The organism is Streptomyces scopuliridis RB72 (genome assembly GCF_000718095.1).
Taxonomy (GTDB): Bacteria; Actinomycetota; Actinomycetes; order Streptomycetales; family Streptomycetaceae; genus Streptomyces; species Streptomyces scopuliridis.
This window is the reverse complement of record NZ_JOEI01000001.1, coordinates 124,923-145,528: the sequence shown is the minus strand read 5'-3', so window position 1 is coordinate 145,528 and position 20,606 is coordinate 124,923. Positions and strand designations below refer to the sequence as shown.

17 protein-coding genes are annotated in these 20,606 nt (G+C 72.4%); 4 read left to right on the top strand and 13 right to left on the bottom strand.

Features of this window, described 5'->3' with window-relative positions:
- Nucleotides 1–145 precede the first annotated feature (145 nt).
- Nucleotides 146–865 (top strand): alpha/beta fold hydrolase, encoded by a 720-nt coding sequence (locus IF11_RS0100570; protein WP_063759097.1) that lies wholly within the window; start codon nt 146–148, stop codon nt 863–865.
- On the opposite strand, the gene IF11_RS0100565 is transcribed toward IF11_RS0100570, so the two are convergent.
- From IF11_RS0100565 to IF11_RS36220, 6 genes are all read right to left on the bottom strand, one after another.
- On the bottom strand, nt 853–1,704 hold the full coding sequence (locus IF11_RS0100565) for an amidohydrolase family protein (RefSeq protein ID WP_030349337.1): 852 nt from the start codon (nt 1,702–1,704) through the stop codon (nt 853–855). The two genes, IF11_RS0100570 and IF11_RS0100565, sit on opposite strands and share 13 nt — an antisense overlap.
- Nucleotides 1,701–2,015 carry an L-rhamnose mutarotase gene (locus IF11_RS0100560; RefSeq protein WP_030349336.1) on the bottom strand — a complete coding sequence of 105 codons (315 nt, stop codon included), beginning with the start codon at nt 2,013–2,015 and terminating at the stop codon, nt 1,701–1,703. The genes IF11_RS0100565 and IF11_RS0100560 overlap by 4 nt, the downstream gene beginning before the upstream one ends.
- Nucleotides 2,012–3,028, bottom strand: a complete 1,017-nt coding sequence (locus IF11_RS0100555) for an aldo/keto reductase (protein ID WP_030349335.1) — start codon at nt 3,026–3,028, stop codon at nt 2,012–2,014. Before IF11_RS0100555 ends, IF11_RS0100560 begins: the two co-directional genes overlap by 4 nt.
- A gap of 189 nt (nt 3,029–3,217) precedes the next feature.
- The gene (locus IF11_RS0100550) at nt 3,218–4,645 is read right to left on the bottom strand and encodes a wax ester/triacylglycerol synthase family O-acyltransferase (RefSeq protein WP_037726672.1); all 1,428 of its coding nucleotides are present in this window, start codon (nt 4,643–4,645) and stop codon (nt 3,218–3,220) included.
- A 109-nt stretch (nt 4,646–4,754) separates the two neighbouring features.
- Complete coding sequence (locus IF11_RS0100545) at nt 4,755–6,827, bottom strand: SpoIIE family protein phosphatase (protein WP_030349333.1); 2,073 nt, start codon at nt 6,825–6,827, stop codon at nt 4,755–4,757.
- 63 nt (nt 6,828–6,890) lie between these two features.
- On the bottom strand, nt 6,891–8,045 hold the full coding sequence (locus IF11_RS36220) for a DUF6777 domain-containing protein (RefSeq protein ID WP_037726670.1): 1,155 nt from the start codon (nt 8,043–8,045) through the stop codon (nt 6,891–6,893).
- A 353-nt stretch (nt 8,046–8,398) separates the two neighbouring features.
- Between IF11_RS36220 and IF11_RS0100535 the strand changes: the two genes are divergently transcribed.
- Nucleotides 8,399–8,956 (top strand): DUF1990 domain-containing protein, encoded by a 558-nt coding sequence (locus IF11_RS0100535; RefSeq protein ID WP_051745247.1) that lies wholly within the window; start codon nt 8,399–8,401, stop codon nt 8,954–8,956.
- A 94-nt stretch (nt 8,957–9,050) separates the two neighbouring features.
- On the opposite strand, the gene IF11_RS41185 is transcribed toward IF11_RS0100535, so the two are convergent.
- From IF11_RS41185 to IF11_RS0100510, 5 genes are all read right to left on the bottom strand, one after another.
- The gene (locus tag IF11_RS41185; protein ID WP_165840683.1) at nt 9,051–9,221 is read right to left on the bottom strand and encodes a hypothetical protein; all 171 of its coding nucleotides are present in this window, start codon (nt 9,219–9,221) and stop codon (nt 9,051–9,053) included.
- A gap of 283 nt (nt 9,222–9,504) precedes the next feature.
- Nucleotides 9,505–10,995 (bottom strand): SDR family NAD(P)-dependent oxidoreductase, encoded by a 1,491-nt coding sequence (locus IF11_RS0100525; protein ID WP_030349330.1) that lies wholly within the window; start codon nt 10,993–10,995, stop codon nt 9,505–9,507.
- Nucleotides 10,996–11,137: 142 nt separating this feature from the next.
- Complete coding sequence (locus IF11_RS0100520) at nt 11,138–11,923, bottom strand: GNAT family N-acetyltransferase (RefSeq protein ID WP_078490273.1); 786 nt, start codon at nt 11,921–11,923, stop codon at nt 11,138–11,140.
- Nucleotides 11,920–12,852 carry an NADP-dependent oxidoreductase gene (locus IF11_RS0100515; protein ID WP_030349328.1) on the bottom strand — a complete coding sequence of 311 codons (933 nt, stop codon included), beginning with the start codon at nt 12,850–12,852 and terminating at the stop codon, nt 11,920–11,922. The genes IF11_RS0100520 and IF11_RS0100515 overlap by 4 nt, the downstream gene beginning before the upstream one ends.
- A 198-nt stretch (nt 12,853–13,050) precedes the next feature.
- Nucleotides 13,051–15,711 (bottom strand): PA14 domain-containing protein, encoded by a 2,661-nt coding sequence (locus IF11_RS0100510; protein WP_078490272.1) that lies wholly within the window; start codon nt 15,709–15,711, stop codon nt 13,051–13,053.
- Nucleotides 15,712–15,833: 122 nt separating this feature from the next.
- Between IF11_RS0100510 and IF11_RS0100505 the strand changes: the two genes are divergently transcribed.
- On the top strand, nt 15,834–16,907 hold the full coding sequence (locus IF11_RS0100505) for a LacI family DNA-binding transcriptional regulator (protein ID WP_030349326.1): 1,074 nt from the start codon (nt 15,834–15,836) through the stop codon (nt 16,905–16,907).
- A gap of 64 nt (nt 16,908–16,971) precedes the next feature.
- On the opposite strand, the gene IF11_RS0100500 is transcribed toward IF11_RS0100505, so the two are convergent.
- Together IF11_RS0100500 and IF11_RS0100495 are read right to left on the bottom strand one after the other, a co-directional pair.
- Nucleotides 16,972–18,339, bottom strand: coding sequence for a sensor histidine kinase (locus tag IF11_RS0100500; RefSeq protein WP_051745245.1), 1,368 nt, complete (start codon nt 18,337–18,339; stop codon nt 16,972–16,974).
- Between the two features lie 87 nt (nt 18,340–18,426).
- Complete coding sequence (locus IF11_RS0100495) at nt 18,427–19,104, bottom strand: response regulator transcription factor (RefSeq protein ID WP_030349324.1); 678 nt, start codon at nt 19,102–19,104, stop codon at nt 18,427–18,429.
- Between the two features lie 255 nt (nt 19,105–19,359).
- Between IF11_RS0100495 and IF11_RS0100490 the strand changes: the two genes are divergently transcribed.
- On the top strand, nt 19,360–20,604 hold the full coding sequence (locus tag IF11_RS0100490) for an AbrB family transcriptional regulator (protein WP_240627874.1): 1,245 nt from the start codon (nt 19,360–19,362) through the stop codon (nt 20,602–20,604).
- Nucleotides 20,605–20,606 lie beyond the last annotated feature (2 nt).

Genomic DNA, 20,606 nt, shown 5'->3' with positions numbered 1-20,606 from the left:
GGGGCCGTGCGAACGCCCGGCGGGCCGGTCGGGCATTCCCCGGGCGGCGCGGCGACGAATCCGTTCGCCGGATCGTTCATGGAGCAGCCCCGCCAGAGGTGCCCCGGACAGCCTCCGGGCTCCCGCCGTCGGAAGGAAGGCCCACGTGCCCGTACGCGATCGCCGAGCCGCCGTCCAGCCCGCTCTCGTTCTCGACAGAACCGCCGCGCGGCCACGCGCCGTCGTCCTGCTGCTGCACGGCGGGCGCGAGGAGGGCATCGAGCCGCCGGCCCGGCTGAGTCTGCCGAGCGCCCGGATGTGGCCGTTCACCCGCGCGGTGCTACGGGCCACCGACGGATACGACGTGGTGGTGGGCCGGGTGCGCTACCGCTGCCGGGGGTGGAACGGCAGCCGGGCCGACGCGGCGCGCGACACCCGCCGGGCGCTCGACGAGCTGGAGCCCCTGGTCGGTCCCGTGCCCGTCGTGCTCGTAGGACACTCGATGGGCGGCCGGGCCGCGCTGGCCGCCGCCGGACATGACCTGGTCAGCGGGGTGGTGGGGCTCGCGCCCTGGTGCCCGCCGGGCGAGCCGGTGGAGCAGCTGGCGGGCCGCAGGACGGTGCTGCTGCACGGCGACCGTGACCGGGTCACGAATCCGCGCGGCAGCGTCGAGCTGGCCGCCCGCGCCCGTGCGGCGGGCGCCGAGGCGTGTGCCGTACTGCTGCCCGGCGGCGATCACGCGATGCTGCGCAGCCCGCGCACCTGGCACACGCTGGCCACCCACTCGGTCACCGCCCTGCTGGGCATGGAGCCCTTCCCCTGCCCGGTGCGCCATGCCTTCCCCGAGCCGGCCGAGGACGGGACCGACCCGGTTCAGAGGGCGTAGACGCGCCGCGCGGTGTCCCGGAAGACCGCGTCGCGCTCGTTCTCGCTCAGTCCGTCCGTCACGGTGCGCGCCGCGTCGAGGACCTCTCCGTACGTGGCGGCCAGCCGGCACACCGGCCAGTCGGAGCCGAACATCAGCCGTTCGGGCCCGAAGGCGTCGAGGACGGTGTCGGCGTACGGACGCAGCCCCTCGGCCGTCCAGGAGTCCCAGGCGGCCTCGGTGACCATCCCGGAGAGCTTGCAGACGGTGTTCGGCCGCGCGGCCAGCTCCCTGACCAGGCCCGCCCACGGCTCCGTCGCTCCCCCGGCGATCGGCGGCTTGCCGAGATGGTCGAGGACGAAGGTGAGTCCCGGCAGCAGTTCGGCGGCCTTCGTGGCGGCGGGCAGCTGGTGCTCCAGGATGACCAGGTCGTACACGAGTCCGGCGGCGGCGACGGCGGCCAGACCGCGGCGTACGTCCGGGCGCAGCAGCCACTCCGGGTCGGGCTCCCCCTGCACCTGATGGCGTATCCCCACCAGCCGGTCGCCGCCGGGCAGTTCGCGCAGCGCGGCGAGGGTGTCCGCGACCCCGGGCGCGGTGAGATCGGTCCAGCCGACGACGCCCCCGACGAGGGCGCTCCCGTCCGCGGCGGCAAGGAACTCGGGGGTCTCCTCGGGGACCCCGATGGTCTGGACGAGCACGGTCGCGGACACCCCGGCGGCCCGGGTCTCGGCGTCCAGGTCCGCGAGGGTGAAGTTCCGGCGGAGGGGAGCCATGGCCGGGCCGGTGATCCAGTCCTGGTCGCGTACGGACAGATCCCAGATGTGGTGGTGGGCGTCGATCACGCCCGGCGGTGTCATGACAGCTCCCAGACGACGGGCAGTCCGGCGCCGGCGCCGGCCGCGGAGTAGTCGTGCACGACATCGAGCAGCTCGGCCATCCGGGCCTGCCAGGCGACATTGACCGGGAGTTGGTCCAGCTCGGCCAGCAGACGGGGGTAGTCCTCGCACTCCAGCAGATGGAAGAGATCGGTGCCGCTGCGCCAGATCGTCCAGGAGGTGGCGCCCGCGGCGCGGATCGCGGCGGTGAGCTCGGCGGGCACCTCGCGGTGCGCCGCCTCGTACTCCCCGACCCGGTCGGCGCGGACCCTGGTGTGCAGGGCGACCCTCATGACAGCACTCCGTCCTCGTTCAGCGGTCCTTCAGTGAGCGGTCCTTCGGTCAGCAGTCCTTCGGCACGCAGTTCGGCCCACAGGTCGTCGGGGACGGTACGGGCGGCCAGTTCGGCCGCGTCGCGTACCTCCGCCGCGGAACGGGCGCCGACCAGCACACTGGCGACAGCCGGATGACGCGACGGGTAGTGCAGGGCCGCGGCGCGCAGGGGCACTCCGTACCGCCGGGTGACGGCGTCCATCCGCAGGGCCCTGTCGAGCAACTCGGGCGAAGCGGCGGTGTAGTCGTAGGTCGCGCCGGGGCGCGGGTCGGCGAGCAGCCCGGAGTTGAAGACCCCGCCGACGACCACGCTCCTGCCGCGCGCGAGGGCCTCGGGCAGCAACTCGGTGAGCGCCGACTGGTCGAGCAGGGTGAAGCGGCCGGCGCACAGCACGACATCGGCGTCCGTGTCGCGGAGGAAGCGGGTGAGCATCGCCGTCTGGTTCATCCCGGCGCCGATCGCCCCGACGACCCCCTCGGCGCGCAGCCGCTCCAGCGCCGGATACGCCTGCTGGAAGGCTTCCTCCGCGTGATCGTCGGGGTCGTGCAGGTAGACGATGTCGATACGGTCCGCGCCGAGCCGCCGGAGGCTGTCCTCGATGGAGCGGCGTACCCCGTCCGCGCTGAAGTCCCAGACGCGGCGGTGCGTGGCGGGTACGGCGAAGCCATGGGCGAGATCGTCGCCGACGGGTTCGGCGCCGGACACCGGGACGAGCAATCGGCCCACCTTGGTGGAGAGGGTGTACGCGCCGCGCGGCCGGTCGCGCAGCGCCTCGCCGAGCCGCCGCTCGGAGAGCCCCAATCCGTAGTGCGGCGCGGTGTCGAAGGACCGGATGCCCGCGTCCCAGGCGGCGTCCACCGCCGCGGCGGCCTGCTCCGGTCCGACGGGGGTGTAGAGATTGCCGATCCCGGCCGCCCCGAAGGAGAGTCCGGTCACCCCGACCGTTCCGTGTCCGAGCGTGGTGTGCCGCATACCGTTGCCGCCTCCCGATGTAGCCGCTGCCGACCGCCCCCGGCCGAGGGCGATCACCATGCCGATCACGATGAATATTCATCGGATGACTGAACGCGTCAACACTCATGAAGCAGCTAGAAGCAGCTATCTGCGGGAAGTTCGCATCCAGCTGTCCGATCTCTCAGGTTTCCGCAGGGCTCTCTACGGCTACCTGTGGGCCGCTCGGGCGGAGTCGGTGGAGCGGATCCGGCCGCTCGGCCCGGTGACCCGGAGCAGCTCCCGCAGTTCGTCGGTCATCCCGCGCGCCAGCCGGTCGAGATCCGGCACGGCCTTGCCGTCGGCGACCAGCCCCACATGCACCCGCCCGCCGTAGGTGGACAGCGCCACCGCCAGGGACTGTCCACGGGCGAGCGGCGCCATCGGATACACCTCACGCAGCGGGCAGCCCCCGAGCGAGAGCGTCGAGCGCGGCAGCGGGACGCTCGTCACCAGGATGTCGAAGAGCATTCTGGCCGCACTGCCGGCGAGGGGCGCCCCGAGCCGGTGGGCGAGCGGCGGCAGTTGGTCCGCGAGGACGGCCACCGCGCCGGCCCCGCGCGAGGGTCCGTCGGACTTGTTGCGGTCCATGCCCCGGCGTACGGCGGCGAGCCTGGCCCGGGGGTCGGCCTCGGCGAGCGGCAGGGCGAGGAGATAGGCGGAGAGCCTGTTGCCTGAGCCGGGCGGACTGCCCGGTCGGCGCCGGGAGACCGGCACGAGCGCGCGCGGCGCGGCGGCGGGCAGCGGCTCGCCCCGTTCGAGCATCCAGCGGCGCAGCGCGCCGGCCACCGTCGCGAGAAGGACATCGTTGGCCGTGCCGCCCGCGGCCCTGCGGATCCGCTGGACGTCCTCCAGATCGAGCAGGGCGGTGGCCAGCCGCCGTGTGCCGCTGGATCCGGCGGTGAGCGCGGGCGTACCGCGCGGGTCGAGCCGGCTGGCCCGTACGACCGAGGCGCCGATTCCGACCGCGCGGCCCAGTTCCTCGATCCGGCCCCTGGCCAGCCCGGCCACCTGCCAGGGGCCGGGCAGCCAGGACCGGGGCGGCACCGGGCGCGCCCGGCGGCCCCCGGCCGCCCGCGCGTCGGCGATCTGGTCGAAGATGCCGGCGCCGATGGCGACGGCGCGGATGCCGTCGGCCAGCGCGTGGTGCAGCTTCACCAGGACGGCGAAGGGCCGGCCGCCGCCCGCCGCTTCCCCTCCCGCGCCGCCACCGCCGTCGCCTTCCGCCGTCAGGACATACATCTCCCATGGCGGAATGCCGCGTTCCAGCGGACGTTCCATCAACTCCCCGGCCAGCCGCGCCGCCTCCGTCGCGAACTCCCCCTCGGACAGCGGCAGCCGGCGCACATGCCGGCGCACGTCGAACTCCTTGTGCACCGCCCAGGCCGCGCCGCCGACGGGCAGCCAGACGTCCCGTACCCGCATCCTGAGCCGGGGGATGGCGGCGGCGCGCGCGGCGAGCAGCTCCAGCACGCCCGCTCCGCCGGCCGTGCCGGGCGCCGCGGTGAAGACCGCGAGCGCGCCGAGGTGCATGGGATGGTCCGCGGATTCGAGATGCCAGAAGGCCAGATCGAGAGGTGCCAGCAGCTCGGTGGTCAAGGGAACCCCAGGTCCTAGAGGCGAGGTACGGCGACGGGCACAGCCAATCGCCTTTGTTCGGTTACGGTCAAGTACGATCAAGTCACCTACAGTTAACGACGAAAACCGCTCAACGTGACGGCCGGTCCGGCACGATGAACTCGCACCACACGCACTTGCCGTTGCCGCGCGACTCCACACCCCACTCGTCCGCCAGCCCTTCCACGAGCTGGAGTCCGCGCCCCGAGACCCCTGAAAACCCGGCGTCCCTGCGGTGCGGCAGAGCGCTCGAACCGTCCTCGACCTCGACCCGCATCCGTCGCTCCACCCCCGGCAGCACCCGTACGGTCACCACGGCCCCGCCGTCCGTGTGCAGCAGCGCGTTGGTGATCAGCTCGTCGGCGGCCAGCTCGATCTCGTCGGAGCGTTCCCTGGCCCCCCAGGCGGCCACCGCCGCGCGGATCATGTGCCGGGCGGTCCTCAGCCCCTCCGGGTCGCGCTGCGCGACCTGCTGCTGGAGCCGGCCGCCCGAGCGCGGGGCGCGCGCGCCGCCCCGGCGCAGCAGCAGCACGGCGACATCGTCCTCGCCGCCCCGCGCGTCCACCACCTCACAGAGCCGGTCGGCCAGCAGCTGGAGATCGCGCGGACCGTCCCGTACCAGCGCGGCCAGCAGTTGCAGCCCGTCGTCCAGATCGGCGCCCGGCTGCTCCACCAGACCGTCCGTGTAGAGCAACAGGGCCTGACCGGGGTCCAGTTCGATCGTCTCCACCGGGTAGTCGAGCTGTCCGAAGGCCGCGGAGAGGCCGAGCGGCATCCCGCCGGGCACCGGCAGTCTGCGGCAGTCGCCGTCGGTGTCCCTGATCAGCGGATCGACATGGCCGGCCCGGACCAGCTGGATCACTCCGGTGCCGAGGTCGGCCTCCGCGTAGGTGCAGGTCGCGAAGCGGTCCGTGTCCAGTTCATGGAGGAAGACCGAGGCCCGCGCCATCACGGTGGCCGGCGCGTGCCCCTCCGCCGCGTACGCGCGCAGCACGATACGCAGCTGTCCCATCACGGCGGCCGCGTGGGTGTCATGGCCCTGTACGTCGCCGATGACCGCCCCGACCCGGCCGCCCGGCAGCGGGATCACGTCGTACCAGTCGCCGCCGATGTCGCGGCCGAGCCGGGCCGAGCGGTAGCGGACGGCGATCTCGGCGCCCGGCACGGCGGGGATCCGGCGGGGCAGCATCGCCTGCTGGAGCCCCTCGGCCAGATCGTGTTCCTGCTCGAAGAGCACGGCGCGCTGGAGGCTCTGGGCGATGCTGCTGCCGAGCGCGACCAGCAGATTGCGGTCCTCGGCGGTGAAGCCGCTCTTCTCCTGGTAGAGCAGCCCGAGGGCGCCGATGGGCCGCGCCTGGGCGATCAGCGGCAGATAGGCGGCGGCGTTGATGCCCAGCCCGCTGATGTGCGGCCACAGCACGGGGTAGCGCTCCGCGAACTCCTCGGCGGACTCGATGAAGCGCGGGACGAGCGTGCGTACCACCTCGCTCATCGGGTAATGCTCGTCGGTACGGGTGACCCGCGTCCCCGGTACATAGGAGCCCTCGGGGCCCTCGGCGACCAGATGGATGCGGCCCGCCTCCATCAGCCCCATGACCAGGCTGCTGGCCCCGAGATGTGCCAGGCCGTGGGAGTCCTTCAGTACGTCGATGACGTCCTGGACGGTCCTGGCGTGGGCGAGCGCGGCGGCCGTGCCCTCGACGACACTCGTCCGCACCCGGCGCACCGCGCTCAGTTCGAGCCGCGCGGCCGAGTCCGCGAGTTCCTGGGTGGCGTCGCGGACGATGCCGATGACGCGGTAGGGCCGGCCGGCCGGATCACGGCGGATGGCGCCCTGGGTGTGCGTCCAGCGCAGGTTTCCGTCCCGCCGCCGGATACGGAGGTACGCGCCGTAGGTGACATTGCCGTCCCGCAGCGCCCGCTCCACCACCTCGTTCAGCCGGCTGCCCTCGCTCCGCGACACCCGCGCCTCCAGGCTGCTCAGCCGCCCGTCGTACTCGTCGGGGCGCAGATCGAGGACCGCGAGGGCGGGGCCGTCGAGATGGAGGAGCCCGCTGTCGAGATGCCAGTCGAACGTGCCCATCCGGTTGAGGGACAGACTGATGTGCGGATGGGCGGGCCAGTCGTCGGGGAGCGACAGGGGACCCGCTTCCCGTTCAACCATGGGGACACTCTGTCATCATTTGTCGGATTCTTCGAGTGGTCCTGTCAGCCTCGGACCCTCCGGTCAGCCCGCGAACGCGTCGGGACCGATCAGTTCGTCTCCGGACCCCCCGCCGTCCGGCGACGGGGCGGACAACTCGTCGCCGGGGAGCGCCGCGGGGTCGTCCGGGCCCGTCAGGATGTCCTCGTCGGACAGCGCGAGGTCTCCGCCGCCCGGCTCCGGCTCCACCGGCCCGTCGGGCGGGAGCACCCCGTCGTCCGGTACGAGCGGCGCGTCCCGCCGCTGGTCCGGCACGGCCCGGCCACGGCCCGGCGTGGACCTGTCCCGCGGGGCATCACCGGACGCCGGCCCCACGCCCGCGGGGGCCTCGGGCATACCGGGCCCCGGCGGCCTCACCGCTTCCGGGTCCGTGATGTCGGCCTCAGGACCGTATCGCGGCGGCACCTGGGGCGGCTTGTCCCGCCGGCCCTCGGTGCCGATCTGCCGCTCGACCCAGGTATTGGCGGCCAGGTCGACGATGATCAGGCTGGTGATGACCTCGGGGGAGCGGTTGATGACGACGACCCGCTCGGGCTGATAGCCCTTCCACTGCGCTCCCCTGTAGCGCACGGAGCCCTTGGCCGCGATCGGCGGGCTCAGCGGGCTGCCGTCGGCGCAGCGCACTCTGGGCACGCCCCGGTTGTCCACCATGACGGCGGTGCCCGCCTGCAGGACGGACTGGAAGGCGGCGGCGGACCCCTCGCGGTAGCCGTGGCTCGTCACACGGATGTCGGGCCGCAGCACCACGGGGGTCAGTCCGCGCAGGAAGTCGGGGACGGACGCCTGGGTGACCCCCGCTCCCTCGGCGAAAGCGCGGGCCTTCGTCCGGTCCTGGGTGAGGAGACGGGTCTGCCGCTCCACCTCACAGCTGGCGGCGGAGGTGCCGCCGTAGAGCCCCGGCGTGGAGCCCGGCAGGGCACGGGGTGTCCGTACGGTGCCGCTCGCGCCGCCCCTGGCGTCCGGCGACGGGGGCCGGACCGCCGGACTCATCAGGGAATCAGGGCTCACGGTGGACCGGGTGAACGGATCGGGGCCCGGGTCGGCGGCCGGCTGGAGGAGCAGTTCCTCGGCGCTCGCCACATCCTCGCCACCCTCGTCCCCGCCACAGCCGGCCGTGATCAGAATCCCCGCGGACAGCACGGCGAGCGTGACATACCGACGACGGTGGGGTGAGCGCACCAGAATCTCCCGACTCTTCCTCCATGGATGTCCCCTTATGTGTGCCGGATACCTCTCCACCCCGCAAGCGGGAACAGGGACGACGCGCCCGGGACTTGAACAGGTTCAGACAGCGGCATACGCTCGTCGCGATACTTGAACATGTTCAAGTCCGGGGGGTGGTGGGGATGTCCGTGCTGGTCAGCCGGATCATGAAGCCCGGTACACCGACGATCCTCCGCACGGGACGGCGATCACCGAAGCCGCCGCGGAGCGCCGCCGCGCCCGCTCTTCGCGCACTACGCCGCCGGTGGCCGGCGGCCCCTCCGGCCGCGGTCCGTACTCTGTCCGCGATGACTGAAGGAGACCGCCCCATGCAGTCCGTCCCCGCCCACGGGAGCTCCGCGGCCGACAGCGCCGGCGGCGGCGCCTTCAGCTACCGCGAGGTCGGCGCGACCCGGCTCGGGCCGCTCCCCGACGGCTACCACCATCTCCACCACCGGACCAGGGTCGGCCGGGGCCGCGCCGACTACGACGCGGCCGGAGCCGCCCTCACCACCTGGCGTCTGCACCGCCGGGCCGGCGCGCGCGTACGGGCCGGCTCACCATGGGCGGAGCCCGGCACCTCCGTGGAGGTCTCGGTCGGCGCGGGCCCGCTGCGGCTGAGCGCTCCGTGCGAGGTGGTGTGGGCGGAGTACGGGAAGGAGCGCACCGGCTTCGGCTACGGGACGCTCGCCGGCCACCCGGAGTGCGGCGAGGAGTCCTTCGTCGTCGACCTGCGCGAGGACGGCTCGGTGTGGTTCACGGTGATGGCGTTCAGCAGGCCGGGCCGCTGGTACACCCGGCTCGGAGGCCCGCTGGTGCCGGTCCTCCAGAGCTGGTACGCGAAACGGCTCGGCCGCACGCTGCGCCGGATCACCGCCGGCGCCTGAAGTCGCCGTCGTCGTACGGGTCTCACGCGTCGTCCCGTACCCCGGTCGGCGCGGGATACGGGACGTGCGGCGATCCTTCGGTCGATCCGGTGTGTCAGTCGATCCCGGGCAGGATGTGCGGCTCCGCGAGGTCGTCCTCGTAGCCGGCGAGTCTGATCGGGGCCGACCTGGCCCACACTTCGAGATTGCCGAGCTTCTCGGGCCGGCGGGTCCGTTCCCCGTACTCCGCCGGACGCTGCTCGTGCTTTGTGAGGTCTGGTGTCACCGCGCACTCCTCTGTGTCGCGTAACTCTGGGACAGGACACGTTTCCGTCGCGGTGGCGCCGTTGTCGGACGGGACCGCGGCCTTGGTAGTGGGCCTGTCCCAGCACAGCCGTGGGGATGGTGTATCCCCCTGCTTGGCCGTCCGTTCGCACCAGAGTAACCATATGAGCGCCAACCCGCTCGATAGGGCTCGCATTCGAGTGAAATTCCGGCCACTCGGCCCACGGCCTCCGGGCCGGTGGTCACCTGACGGGTGATGAGTCCGCCGGCCGCCGGATCGCGTGTCACCAGTTGGCGGGCGCGTAGTCCTTGAGGAAGCAGCCGTACAGATCCTCGCCACTCTCGCCCCGCACGATCGGGTCGTACACCCGGGCCGCGCCGTCGATCAGGTCGAGCGGGGCGTGGAAGCCCTCGTCCGCCAGGCGCATCTTGTCCGGATGCGGGCGCTCGTCGGTGATCCATCCCGTGTCGACGGCGGTCATCAGGATGCCGTCGCTCTCGAACATCTCCTGGGCGCTGGTACGGGTCAGCATGTTCAGCGCCGCCTTGGCCATGTTGGTGTGCGGATGACCCGCGCCCTTGTAACCACGGCTGAAGACTCCCTCCATCGCGGAGACGTTCACCACGTAGGCACGGGCCGCCTCGGCCGCGGCCATCGCGGGACGCAGCCTGCTGATCAGGATGAAGGGCGCGGTGGAATTGCACAACTGGACTTCGAGCAGCTCGACCGCGTCGACCTCGGAGACCGTCTGGACCCAGCTGTTGGTGTCGTGCAGGTCGGGCACCAGCCCCCCGGCGTCGATCGCCGTGCCCGCCTCGATCCTGGCGAGCGTGGCCGAGCCGCCGACGAGCGCGAGTCCGGTGACGTCGGAGGCGCTGAGCGCCTCGGCGCCTGCGGCGGGCAGGACGGCCTGGGCACCGCTGCCGAACGCGCCGATGACCTGGGAGGCGGGGAGTTCACCCGCGGGCAGCGGCGCGGACTCGGCGGCCAGCAGCTCGCTGTACGCCTGCGGTGAGCGGCGTACCGTCTGCGCGGCGTTGTTGATCAGGATGTCCAGCGGGCCCTCGGCGGCCACGGAGTCGGCCAGGGCGACGACCTGCGCGGGGTCCCGCAGATCGATACCGACGATCTTGAGGCGGTGGATCCACTCGTCGCTGTCCGGCATCGCCTTGAAGCGGCGGATGGCATCGCCCGGGAAGCGGGTGGTGATGGTGGTGTGGGCGCCGTCGCGCAGCAGCCGCAGCGCGATGTACATCCCGATCTTCGCCCGGCCGCCGGTGAGCAGCGCGCGCCGTCCGGTGAGGTCCGTACGGGCGTCGCGGCGGGCGCGGTTCTCGGCGGCGCACGACTGGCAGAGCTGGTGGTAGAAGGCGTCGACCTCGGTGTAGCGGGTCTTGCAGATGTAGCAGGAGCGGGGGCGCTGGAGTACGCCCGCGATCTCGCCGCTGACCGAGGAGGAGGGCAGCAGGCCCTGGGTCTCGTCGTCGATGCGCTCGGCGGAGCCGGTGGCGGTGGCTTCGGTGACGGCCTTGTCATGGGCGGTCTTGGCGGCCCTGCGCTCCTGGCGGCGGCGCTGCTTGACGGTCCGGTAGATCCCGGCGGTGGCCCGCCGGACCGCGATCGCGTCGGGGTGGTCGACGTCCAGCTTGTCGAGTTCGTCGAGCACGGCCAGGCAGACGGCCATGCGCTCGGGGTCGATGCCGGGACCGTACTCCTGGCTCTCGGCATACGGCAGGCTGTCGCCGTACGCCGGGCTGTCCTCTGTCACCGTCATCGCTGTTGCCGTTCCTCGCTCACTCGTACACCGGGGTCACTCGTACGCCGGAGTCCCCGATGGGGCTTTTCGTGGCTATTGCGGCCATCCCCGCAGGTCAGGAGCATACCGACGCGCCGGGGGCCAACAAAATCCCACTATCTTAGCCGGTCCCGGCCCCGGCCTCGACGCCCCGGGACTCACCGGCCGGGACCCGGGCCCCGAGGAACCTCGTCGTCCGGCGCAGCCGGAAGCCGAGCGTCTCGTAGAGCCGGATGGCGTTGGTGTTGGACGCCGCCGCGTGCAGGAACGGCCGCTCACCGCGGGCACGGACGGTGTCGGCGACGGCGAGGACGAGGCGGGCCGCCAGGCCCTGGCCGCGGAACGCGGGGTCGGTGCAGACGGCGCTGATCTCGGTCCAGCCCGGCGGATGCAGCCGCTCCCCCGCCATCGCCACCAGCGCCCCTTCGCGGCGGATGCCGAGATACGTGCCCATCTCGATGGTGCGCGCCAGGAACGGGCCCGGTTGGGTGCGCTCGACCAGGTCGAGGATCTCCGGTACATCGGCGGGACCGAGGCGTACGGCCTCCTCGTCCGGGGCGGTCTCGACGTCCGTGCCGACGAGCTGCACCCCGTCCGCGCTGAAGGTGATCTCCCAGTCCTCGGGCGGCGGAACGCGGTATCCGGCGAGCGCCACGGATCCGCCGGGGCCCGCGAGCGCGGCGGCGTCGGCCCAGTCCGCGGCGTCGGGGGCGTCGGGCAGCGCCAGCCACGGCGAGACATCGGGCGGATAGCGCAGCAGCCGGCCGCGCCGCTCGGCGAAGCGCGCGTGCGGTCCGGTGAGCGAGGCCAGCGCGGGATGGTCCAGCGGGTGGCCCGGCACGGCCGGGGACGGCTCCGGCGCACGGGGCGCGGACGTGCGGGATATGGACCCGGGTGTGCCGCTCATGCGCCGACCTCGATCACGATCTTTCCCTGGACGTGCCCCGCCTCGACCGCACGCAGCGCCTCGTCCGCGCGCTCCAGCGGGAAGGTCCGGGTCACGAACGGCCGCAGGGCGCCGCTGACCACGAGCTTCGCGACCTTGTCGAGGACCGCGGCCGTCCGCTGCCGTACGACCACCGCGCCGCCCAGCTGGGGAACCGTCGCCTTGTCCGCCACGCTGAACAGTTTCGTACGGTCCACGAGCAGCTCGGCCGCGGCCCGGAGAGTGTCGCCGCCGACAAGGTCGAGGACGGCGTCGACACCGTCGGGCGCCACGGCCCGTACGCGCGCGGCGAGGTCGGGTCCCGGCGGCACATGGACCGCGCCCAGGGACTCGACGAACTCCTTCTTGCCCGCGCTCGCGGTGCCGATGACCCGCAGGCCGGAGCCGCGCGCGAGCTGCACGGCGGCCACGCCCACTCCCCCGCCGGCGCCGGTGATCAGCAGGGTGGCGCCGGGTGGCAGATCGGCCTGGCGCACGGCGTCGTACGCTGTCGCCGCCGCGACCGGCAGTACGGCCGCGTCCGCGAACGACAGCGCGTCCGGCTTGTGCGCGGTGATCGCGACCGGCAGGAGGGTGTACTCCGCGTAACCGCCGGTGAGGGTGGAGCCGAAGACCGCGTCACCGACGGCGAAGCCCTCGACGCCCGCGCCGATCTCCTCGACCACACCGGCGGCCTCGCTGCCCAGCGTCTCGGGCAGCGAGGCGGGCGGGGAGCCGGGCCGGCGGTAGCCGCCGCGCAGCTTCCAGTCGACCGGGTTCACGCCCGCCGCGCGTACGGCCACCAGCAGCTGGCCGGGGCCGGGGCTCGGCGTCGGCCGGTCGGCGAAGGTCTCCACCTCCGGACCTCCGTGCCGGGTGAAGACATACGCCTTGGACGTGGCCTTGGGCATGGGCGCTCCTCGCTCTGGCCGGTGGTTTCCGCTGCCGCCCCCGCCCACGGCGGATTCGGCAACAGCAGATTCAAGGTGGATCACCGGCCAGCCTATTCCCGGGGTCACACGGTGTTCATAAGGGCCGGCGCTCATGGGGCCCGGCGTGCGTGAGCCCCGGCCCGCCCGGAGTGCGGGCGGACCGGGGTCAGGGGCGGATCAGGAGGTGGCGCACTCCATCGACGCCGGGTCGGAGGCGTCACGGATCAGCGCCTCGTGCGCCGCCTTGAGCCGCTTGACATCGGGCTTCATCACCTTGCGGTCGTAGGTGAGCAGTCCGTTCAGCTCGCCCTCCACATCGGTGATCTGGGTGTAGACCGCGCCATTGCTCCCCTGGCAGGCGAGCTTGCGGACATTGCCGAGCTGGGCCAGATACTCATCGGTGTACGCGGCCTGGTCGACGCCCACATACGTGTGCTGCACCGGCCAGGCGTGGCCGGGCACCGCGAGCCCCAGTCCGCCGTACTCCCCGCTGACCAGCGCCCGTTTCCCGTCCGGCGCGGGCAGTTGCGGGCTCGGATAGCCGTGGGCGTCGGCGATGTCGCCATTGCCGCCGTCGACCGCGCCGCAGCAGTTGACCCCGCTCATGTTGTTGACCAGCCGGCTCGGGTCCCACGCCTTGGCCTGGTCGGCGATCCGCGCCTGGTCGTACTGGCCCCAGCCCTCGTTGAAGGTGACCCACATGACCACCGACGGGCTGCTGCTGTGCTGGTCGATCATCTTCTTCATCTCGTGCTCGTACTGGGCACGGGACGCGGCGTTCGGTGTGATGGTGTTCATCGCCGGCATGTCCTGCCAGACCAGCAGTCCGAGCCGGTCCGCCCAGTAGAACCACCGGTCGGGCTCGACCTTGATGTGTTTGCGTACGGAGTTGAACCCGAGCTTCTTGTGTGACTTGAGGTCGTACGCGAGCGCCTCGTCGGTCGGCGCGGTGTGCAGCCCGTCGGGCCAGAAGCCCTGGTCGAGTGTGGCCATCAGGAAGGTCGGCTTGCCGTTGAGCACCGTACGCGGCACACCGTCGACCTTCTCGACCGTGAGGGAGCGCATCCCGAAGTAGCTGCCGACCTTGTCCTTACCGGCCGTCACCTCCAGCCGGTAGAGATGGGGATCGTCCGGCGACCACAGGCGCGGGTCGCGGACCGGCACGCTCAGCGCGCTTCCGGTGCGGCCGGTGACCGTGCCGACCTTGCGCTTGCCGTCGTACGCGGTGGCCGTGACCGGCACACCGTCCCGGATCCCGCGCACCTCGACGGCGAGCTTCTCGCCCGCGACATCGGGGGTGAGCTTGAGCGAGCCGACATGGTCGGCGGCGACCGGTTCCATCCAGACGGTCTGCCAGATACCGGACGAGGGGGTGTACCAGATGCCGCTCGGGTCCAGGCGCTGCTTGCCGATGGGCGGGTTCTCGCCGTCCGCGGCGTCGGTCGGGTCATAGACGCCGACGATCAGTTCCTGGGTGCGGCCGGGCTTGAGGGCGTCGGTGACATCGGCGCTGAACCGGTCGTAACCGCCCTTGTGCTCGGTCACCTTGACGCCGTTGACGTAGACCTCGGCCTGCCAGTCGACGGCGTCGAAGTTGAGGTTCAGCCGCTTGTCCTGGCCTATCCGCCAGTTCGGCGGCACGGTGAAGGTGCGGCGGTACCACATCCGGTCCTCGTGCCGTTCGATCCCGGAGAGCTGCGACTCCACGGGGTACGGGACGAGGATCCGCTCGCGCAGTGTGGTGCCGACCGGCGGGCGCTCGCCCTTCTCGGCGGCGGCGAACTGCCACTGTCCGTTGAGGTTCTGCCAGGCGTCGCGGGTCAGCTGCGGCCGGGGGTACTCGGGGTGCGCGTTCCCGGGGCGTACGTCCTTGGCCCAGGGGGTGGAGAGGTCGTACTCCGAGGTGTTGGGCCCGCTGCTCCAGAAGGCCGCGACGGGCTTGCCCTGCTGGGCGGTGAGGCCGCCGGCGCCGTCGTAGCGCAGATCGGCCGAGCCGCCCTTGCCGACGACCGGTTCCTTCAGGGTGACCAGCAGCCGTCTGGCGTCCTCGGGGTCGCGCTTCACGCTCCCCAGCGGCCATGCGGCGCCGCCGATGACCGCGCTGAGATGGGAGGCGAGGCCGGCGGGCGGGGCGGCGAGCTTCTGGACGAAGTCGAGGCGCAGCGTGCGGCCGTCCGGCAGTACGGTGGCGGCGGTGGCGCCGTCGTACGCGAAGCCGTCGGGCAGCCGGAACGCGGACTGGGGCACCGGCCGCTTGCTGCCGCCGGGCTCGGTCCACCTCAGACGGAGGCTGGAGCCTCCGTGGTGCTCGAAGTACTCGACCTTGATGTCGTAGGCGCGGTCCGCGGTGAGGTCGACGGAGGGGGAGGTCTGCTCCTTGTCCCAGTCGTCGACCCAGTGGTCGATGGCGATCCGGCCGTCGATCCAGAGCCGGAATCCGTTGTCGCCGATCATCGAGAAGGTGTGCGCGCCGGTGGTGGCCGGAACGATCTTCCCGGTCCAGCGCACGCTGACATCGTCGGCCTGCCCGGTGGCAGCCGTCAGCCGCGGTTCCAAATTGGCGAAGTCGATGGACGGGTCGAACCCGGTGGCCTTGAGTTCATGGAAGTCGAAGGCTCCGGGGGCGGAGTGGGTGTAGTACTCGCCCTTGAGCCCATGGGCCTCGGCCGTGTCGTCCGCGGCGGAGGCCGCCGGGACCGCGGTGAGTCCCGCGAAGCCCAGAACGGCGGCGAGCAAGAGGGCCAGTTTTCTTCGGATGCGCACATGTCCTCCTTGTAGCTGAGGGTGGCGGCTCGTTGCGACAGTCTGTACAACGTTGGAAGGAACGGCAGTTGGCATGACAACATGCCGTTCCGCCCGCTGTCCAGAGTCAGGACAGAGCCCGGGCCGGCGCTATGTGCATCGATGTACGAACAGGACACGGGGCGAGCCCGCGGGCCCGCCCCGGAGGGGAAGTGCGGGTGTCCGTCAGCCTCAAGGACGTCGCGGAACGAGCGGGCGTCTCCATCAAGACCGTCTCGAATGTGGTCAACAACTACCGTCATGTCACCCCGGCGATGCGGGCGAAGGTGCAGCGGGCGATCGACGAGCTGGGCTACCGGCCGAATCTGACGGCCCGCCATCTGCGCAAGGGCCGTACGGGCATCCTCGCGCTCGCGGTGCCCGAGCTGGGCAACCCGTACTTCGCCGAACTGGCGGGCGCGGTCATCGATGTGGCCGCCGAGCACGAGTACACCGTGCTGCTCGACCACACCGGGGGCCGCCGGGAACAGGAGATCCTGGTCAGCCAGGGCTTCCGGGCGCGGGTCATCGACGGGCTGATCCTGAGCCCCATCGAGCTGGAACGGGAGGACCTGCTCGGCCGCGACCACGACGCGCCGCTCGTACTGCTCGGCGAGCGGGAGTACGACCTGCCGTACGACCACATCGCGATCGACAATGTCGCGGCGGCCAGGTCCGCGATACGGCATCTGCTCGCCGTGGGCCGTTCGAGGATCGCCTTTCTGGGCGCGCGGACCGACCGGGTCAATGAGCCCTCGCATCTGCGACTGCGCGGCTGGCGCGCGGAGTTGACCGAGGCCGGGCTGCCCGCGCCGGACTCGATGATCGCGCCGACGGGCGGCTGGGACCACCCGGACGGCGCCGCGGCGATGGCACGGCTGCTGGACTCCGGGGTACTGCCGGACGCGGTCTTCGCGTACAACGACCTGATCGCCGTCGGCGCGATGCGGGTGCTGTCGGAGCGCGGGCTGCGGGTTCCCGAGGATGTCGCGGTGGTGGGCTTCGACGACATCACCGAGGGCCGCTACGGCGCGGTGACGCTGACCACGATCTCGCCCGACAAGCAGACCATCGCCCGCCTCGCCGTGCAGTCGGTGGTGGAGCGGCTGCACGGAACGCCGGGCCCCACGGACGGCCAGGAGGCTACCGGCGGGGCCGGCACCCCCGCCGGCACCCCCGGAGCCACACGCGCCCGTGAACTCCGCGCCGATTTCCGGCTGGTGGAGCGGGAGAGCACGGTCGGCAGCGGGTGACCGCGGCACCGTCGGCCCGGCGCCGGAAGTTCCCGGACCCGCGACCGTCGAGCGCGTTCGGCCGTCAGTCCGGCTGGTCCGCGGAGGGCAGACGGATCACCAGGCGGGCACCGCCGAGGCCGCCGTCTTCGGGTGAGGGGTCCTCGTCGGCATGGACCGTGCCGCCGTGGGTGGTGACGATCCTGCCCACGATGGCGAGGCCGAGGCCCGAGCCGCCCGCCTCGCGGGAGCGGGCCTCGTCGAGGCGGGTGAAGCGTTCGAAGACCCGGGCGCGGTCTGCGGGCGGGATGCCCGCCCCGTCGTCGCTGACGGTCAGTTCGACAGTGCCGCCGCGTTCGGTGAGGGTGACCCGCACCTGGTGAGCGGCGTGGCGGCGGGCGTTGTCGAGAAGGTTGCGTACGACGCGGCGCAGCGCCTCGGCGTCCCCCCGTACACGGCCTGCCGAGACCCCGCGGGCGTCGATGCCGGTGTCGGTCAGGCCGTGCTGCCGACGGACCTCGGCGAGGACCACTTCGTCCAGGTCGACGACGGTGTGCGGTCTCCGCGGTGCGGGATCCTCGCTTCTGGCCAGCGCCAGCAGGTCTTCGACAAGATCGTTCAGCCGCTCGGTGTCCTCCAGCAGCGCCGCCGCCACCAGGGGGTCGCGCTCCGGATCGGGGTAGCCGGCCAGCACCTCCAGTTGGGCGCGGATCGCGGTGAGGGGGCTGCGCAGTTCATGGGCGGCGTCGGCGACGAAGCGGCTCTGCGCGGCGGAGGCCGCGTCGAGCCTGGCGAGCATGTCGTTGAGGGTGACCGCCAGGGCGTGGATCTCGTCCTGGGAGGCGGGCAGGTCCAGGCGGCGGTGCAGATCGGTCGCGCTGATGTCGGTGGCCTGGCGGCGCAGCGTCTCGACGGGGCGCAGGGTGCGCCGGGTCGTGACGGAGATCGTCCAGGCGACCAGGGCGATCAGCACCGGAATGCCGATGGCGAGCGCGGTGAGGAGGCTGGAGAGCGTGCGCTCCGGCTGGGCCAGGGATACGGCCGCGACGATCGTGGCGGGGCGTCCGTCCACCTGGACCGGCTGCGCTCTGACGCGGAAGTCGCCTCCGTCGCCGATTCCCGCCAGGTTGTGCAGCGTCATGGGACGACCGTCGAGGAGCCCCGGGGGCAGCGGATGCGGGAAGCCGCTGCGGCTTCCGGGCCGGACTTCGGAGTCCGAGCTCGCCAGCACGTGTCCCGAGGCGTCGATTACCTGCACCACGTCCGCCTCCCCGCCGGTCGAGGGGATGAGACCGCGCAGTTGGCCGTGCTCGACCAGGGAGGACACGTACGAGACACGCTGGGCGGCGATGTCATCCAGATCCCGCCAGGTGGAGTGTCTCAGCCCGAGCAGCAGACCGACGCCGGCCAGGATCGTCGCCGCGGCGACGATCGAGGTGGCCCAGAGGGTCACCCGGGAACGCAGGGTCAGTCGTCTCGTGAGCCGGGGCCATCGGGCGGACCGCGTGCGCACGCGGAGGCGGAGCCGGCGCGGAGGCATTCAGCCGCCCTTCCCGTCCAGCCGGTAGCCGACGCCTCGCACGGTCTCGATGGCGGCGCGGCCGAAGGGGGTGTCGATCTTGCGTCGCAGATAACCGACGTAGACCTCGACGATGTTCGGGTCGCCCTCGAACCAGGCGTCCCAGACCTCGGCGAGGAGTTCGGTCTTGCTCACGACCGTGTCGGGGTGCCGCAGCAGATACTCCAGCAGGGCGAACTCGCGCGGAGTGAGTTCGAGAAGGCTTTCACCGCGGCCGCAGCGATGGGCACCGGGGTCGAGCCACAGGTCACCGGCGGTCAGCACGGCGGGGCGTTGGGGGGCGCCGCGGCGCAGCAGCGCGCGGATGCGGGCCAGCAGCACCACGAACGAGAAGGGCTTGGTCAGATAGTCGTCGGCGCCCAGGTCGAGCGCGTCGGCCTCGTCGTACTCGCCGTCCTTGGCCGTCAGGATCAGTACGGGCGTCATGACGTCGGAGGCGCGCAGCGTGCGGCAGACGTCGTAACCGTTGCGTCCGGGCAGCATGAGGTCCAGCACGATCACCGCGTACTCGTTGCGCCGTGCGAGGAGCAGCCCCTTCTCGCCGTCCTCGGCGGTGTCCACACCGAAGCCCTCGGCGCGCAGCCCTCGCTCGACCGCGGCGGCGATGTGCGGTTCGTCCTCGACCACCAGTACCCGCACCCGGATCTCCTCGTGCACCGATCGGCGGGGGTCAGCCGGAGTGCTGATCACCCCTACCGAGTGTAGGGAATTCCGAGGCCAGCGGCCCTTTCTCCTGGTCGGCCGCCGCGCTCTCAGCGTGCTCTCAGGGGCGTCTCAGCGTTCGCTCAGCCGCTCTCAGCGGCCGCACAGGCCGGACCCCGCACAGTGGAGCTTCCGACGTCCCGTGGGGTGCCCAGCCCGCGGGACCTGTCACCCCCGGCGAAAGGCGGCACTGTGGCTCCGACGTCCGTGCGGGAGCGGGAGAGCGCGGGCACGCGGGAACTCCCGCGTGCCCCCGCGCCGAAGCCCGCCCCAGAGGTCACCCGCGTACGAGCGCCCGGCTCCGTGTCCGCGCGGCGCTGGGCACTGATCATCGCGGGTGGTTACGCGGCCGGGCTCGTGGGCTCCGCCCTGGGCGTTCCCTCGCCGTATCTCCTGGCCTCCTTGCTGGTGGGCGCCGTGCTCGCGCTGTCGGGCCGGGTCCGCGACCGGCTTCCCGGGCCCGCGAACCGGACGTCCCAGGCGCTGGTGGGCGCGCTCATGGGCAGCCATCTGACGCCGTCCGCCCTGATGTCGGCGGCGCCGTCCGCGCTGCCGCTCACCGCGGTCACGGCGGCCACGATCGGACTCAGTGTCGCCGTCGCGTGGTTCCTCGCACGCAAGGGGCGGATCAGCCGGCCGAGCGCGGTCCTCGGCATGATGCCGGGCGGCTCGGCCGGGATCGTGACCTGCGCCGACGAACTCAAGGCCGATGTCCGGCTCGTCGCCTTCAACCAGTACCTCCGCGTGGGGCTGGTCGCGACGACCGCGCCGCTGCTCGCCCACTGGATGGCCAGCGCCTCGTCGTCGGGGTCTGCGGGCGGCGGATCGGGGTCCTGGCCGGGCCTCGGGCTGTTCCATCCGGTCGCGGGGCCGGACCAGCTGACCGGTCTGCTGGCGCTCGCCGCCGTTTCGGTGGCGGGCGTCTGGGCCGGGCGTCGGCTGCGTCTTCCCACACCGGCGTTGATCGGGCCCATGCTGGCGGCCCTCGTCGCCACCATGAGCGGCGTCATCCCGGCCTTCGCGCCCGCCGGGATGCTTCAGGACGTCGTCTTCGTCCTCGTGGGGATGGACGTCGGGGTGCGCTTCACCCGTGAGGCGCTCCGACGCGTACGGGGGCTGCTGCCGTCGATCCTGGCCGGGATGACAGCCGTATGCCTCGGCTGCGCCGGGATGGCGTGGATCTTCGCCAGGGCGACGGGCACTCCGTTGATGGACGCCTATCTCGCCACGACCCCCGGAGGGATCAACGCGGTCCTCGCCTCGGCGGTCTCCTCCCACGGGGATGTCGCCCTGGTGTCGACCGTGCAGAGCCTGCGACTGCTGGTCGTGATGCTCGTGACGCCCATGATCATCCGCCGGCTGACACCGGACCGGCCGAAGCCTGCCTACGCCGGGGCGGCGGCGCCGGTACGGGACCGAAGCCGCGTCCGGCCATGAGC

Excerpts from the sequence above, each read along its gene's own strand:
- IF11_RS0100565 (WP_030349337.1), bottom strand. The coding sequence starts at position 1,704 with ATGACACCGCCGGGCGTGATCGACGCCCACCACCACATCTGGGATCTG.
- IF11_RS0100560 (WP_030349336.1), bottom strand. The coding sequence starts at position 2,015 with ATGAGGGTCGCCCTGCACACCAGGGTCCGCGCCGACCGGGTCGGGGAG.
- IF11_RS0100555 (WP_030349335.1), bottom strand. The coding sequence starts at position 3,028 with ATGCGGCACACCACGCTCGGACACGGAACGGTCGGGGTGACCGGACTC.
- IF11_RS0100545 (WP_030349333.1), bottom strand. The coding sequence starts at position 6,827 with ATGGTTGAACGGGAAGCGGGTCCCCTGTCGCTCCCCGACGACTGGCCC.
- IF11_RS0100535 (WP_051745247.1), top strand. The coding sequence starts at position 8,399 with ATGCAGTCCGTCCCCGCCCACGGGAGCTCCGCGGCCGACAGCGCCGGC.
- IF11_RS0100525 (WP_030349330.1), bottom strand. The coding sequence starts at position 10,995 with ATGACGGTGACAGAGGACAGCCCGGCGTACGGCGACAGCCTGCCGTAT.
- IF11_RS0100520 (WP_078490273.1), bottom strand. The coding sequence starts at position 11,923 with ATGAGCGGCACACCCGGGTCCATATCCCGCACGTCCGCGCCCCGTGCG.
- IF11_RS0100515 (WP_030349328.1), bottom strand. The coding sequence starts at position 12,852 with ATGCCCAAGGCCACGTCCAAGGCGTATGTCTTCACCCGGCACGGAGGT.
- IF11_RS0100510 (WP_078490272.1), bottom strand. The coding sequence starts at position 15,711 with ATGCCAACTGCCGTTCCTTCCAACGTTGTACAGACTGTCGCAACGAGC.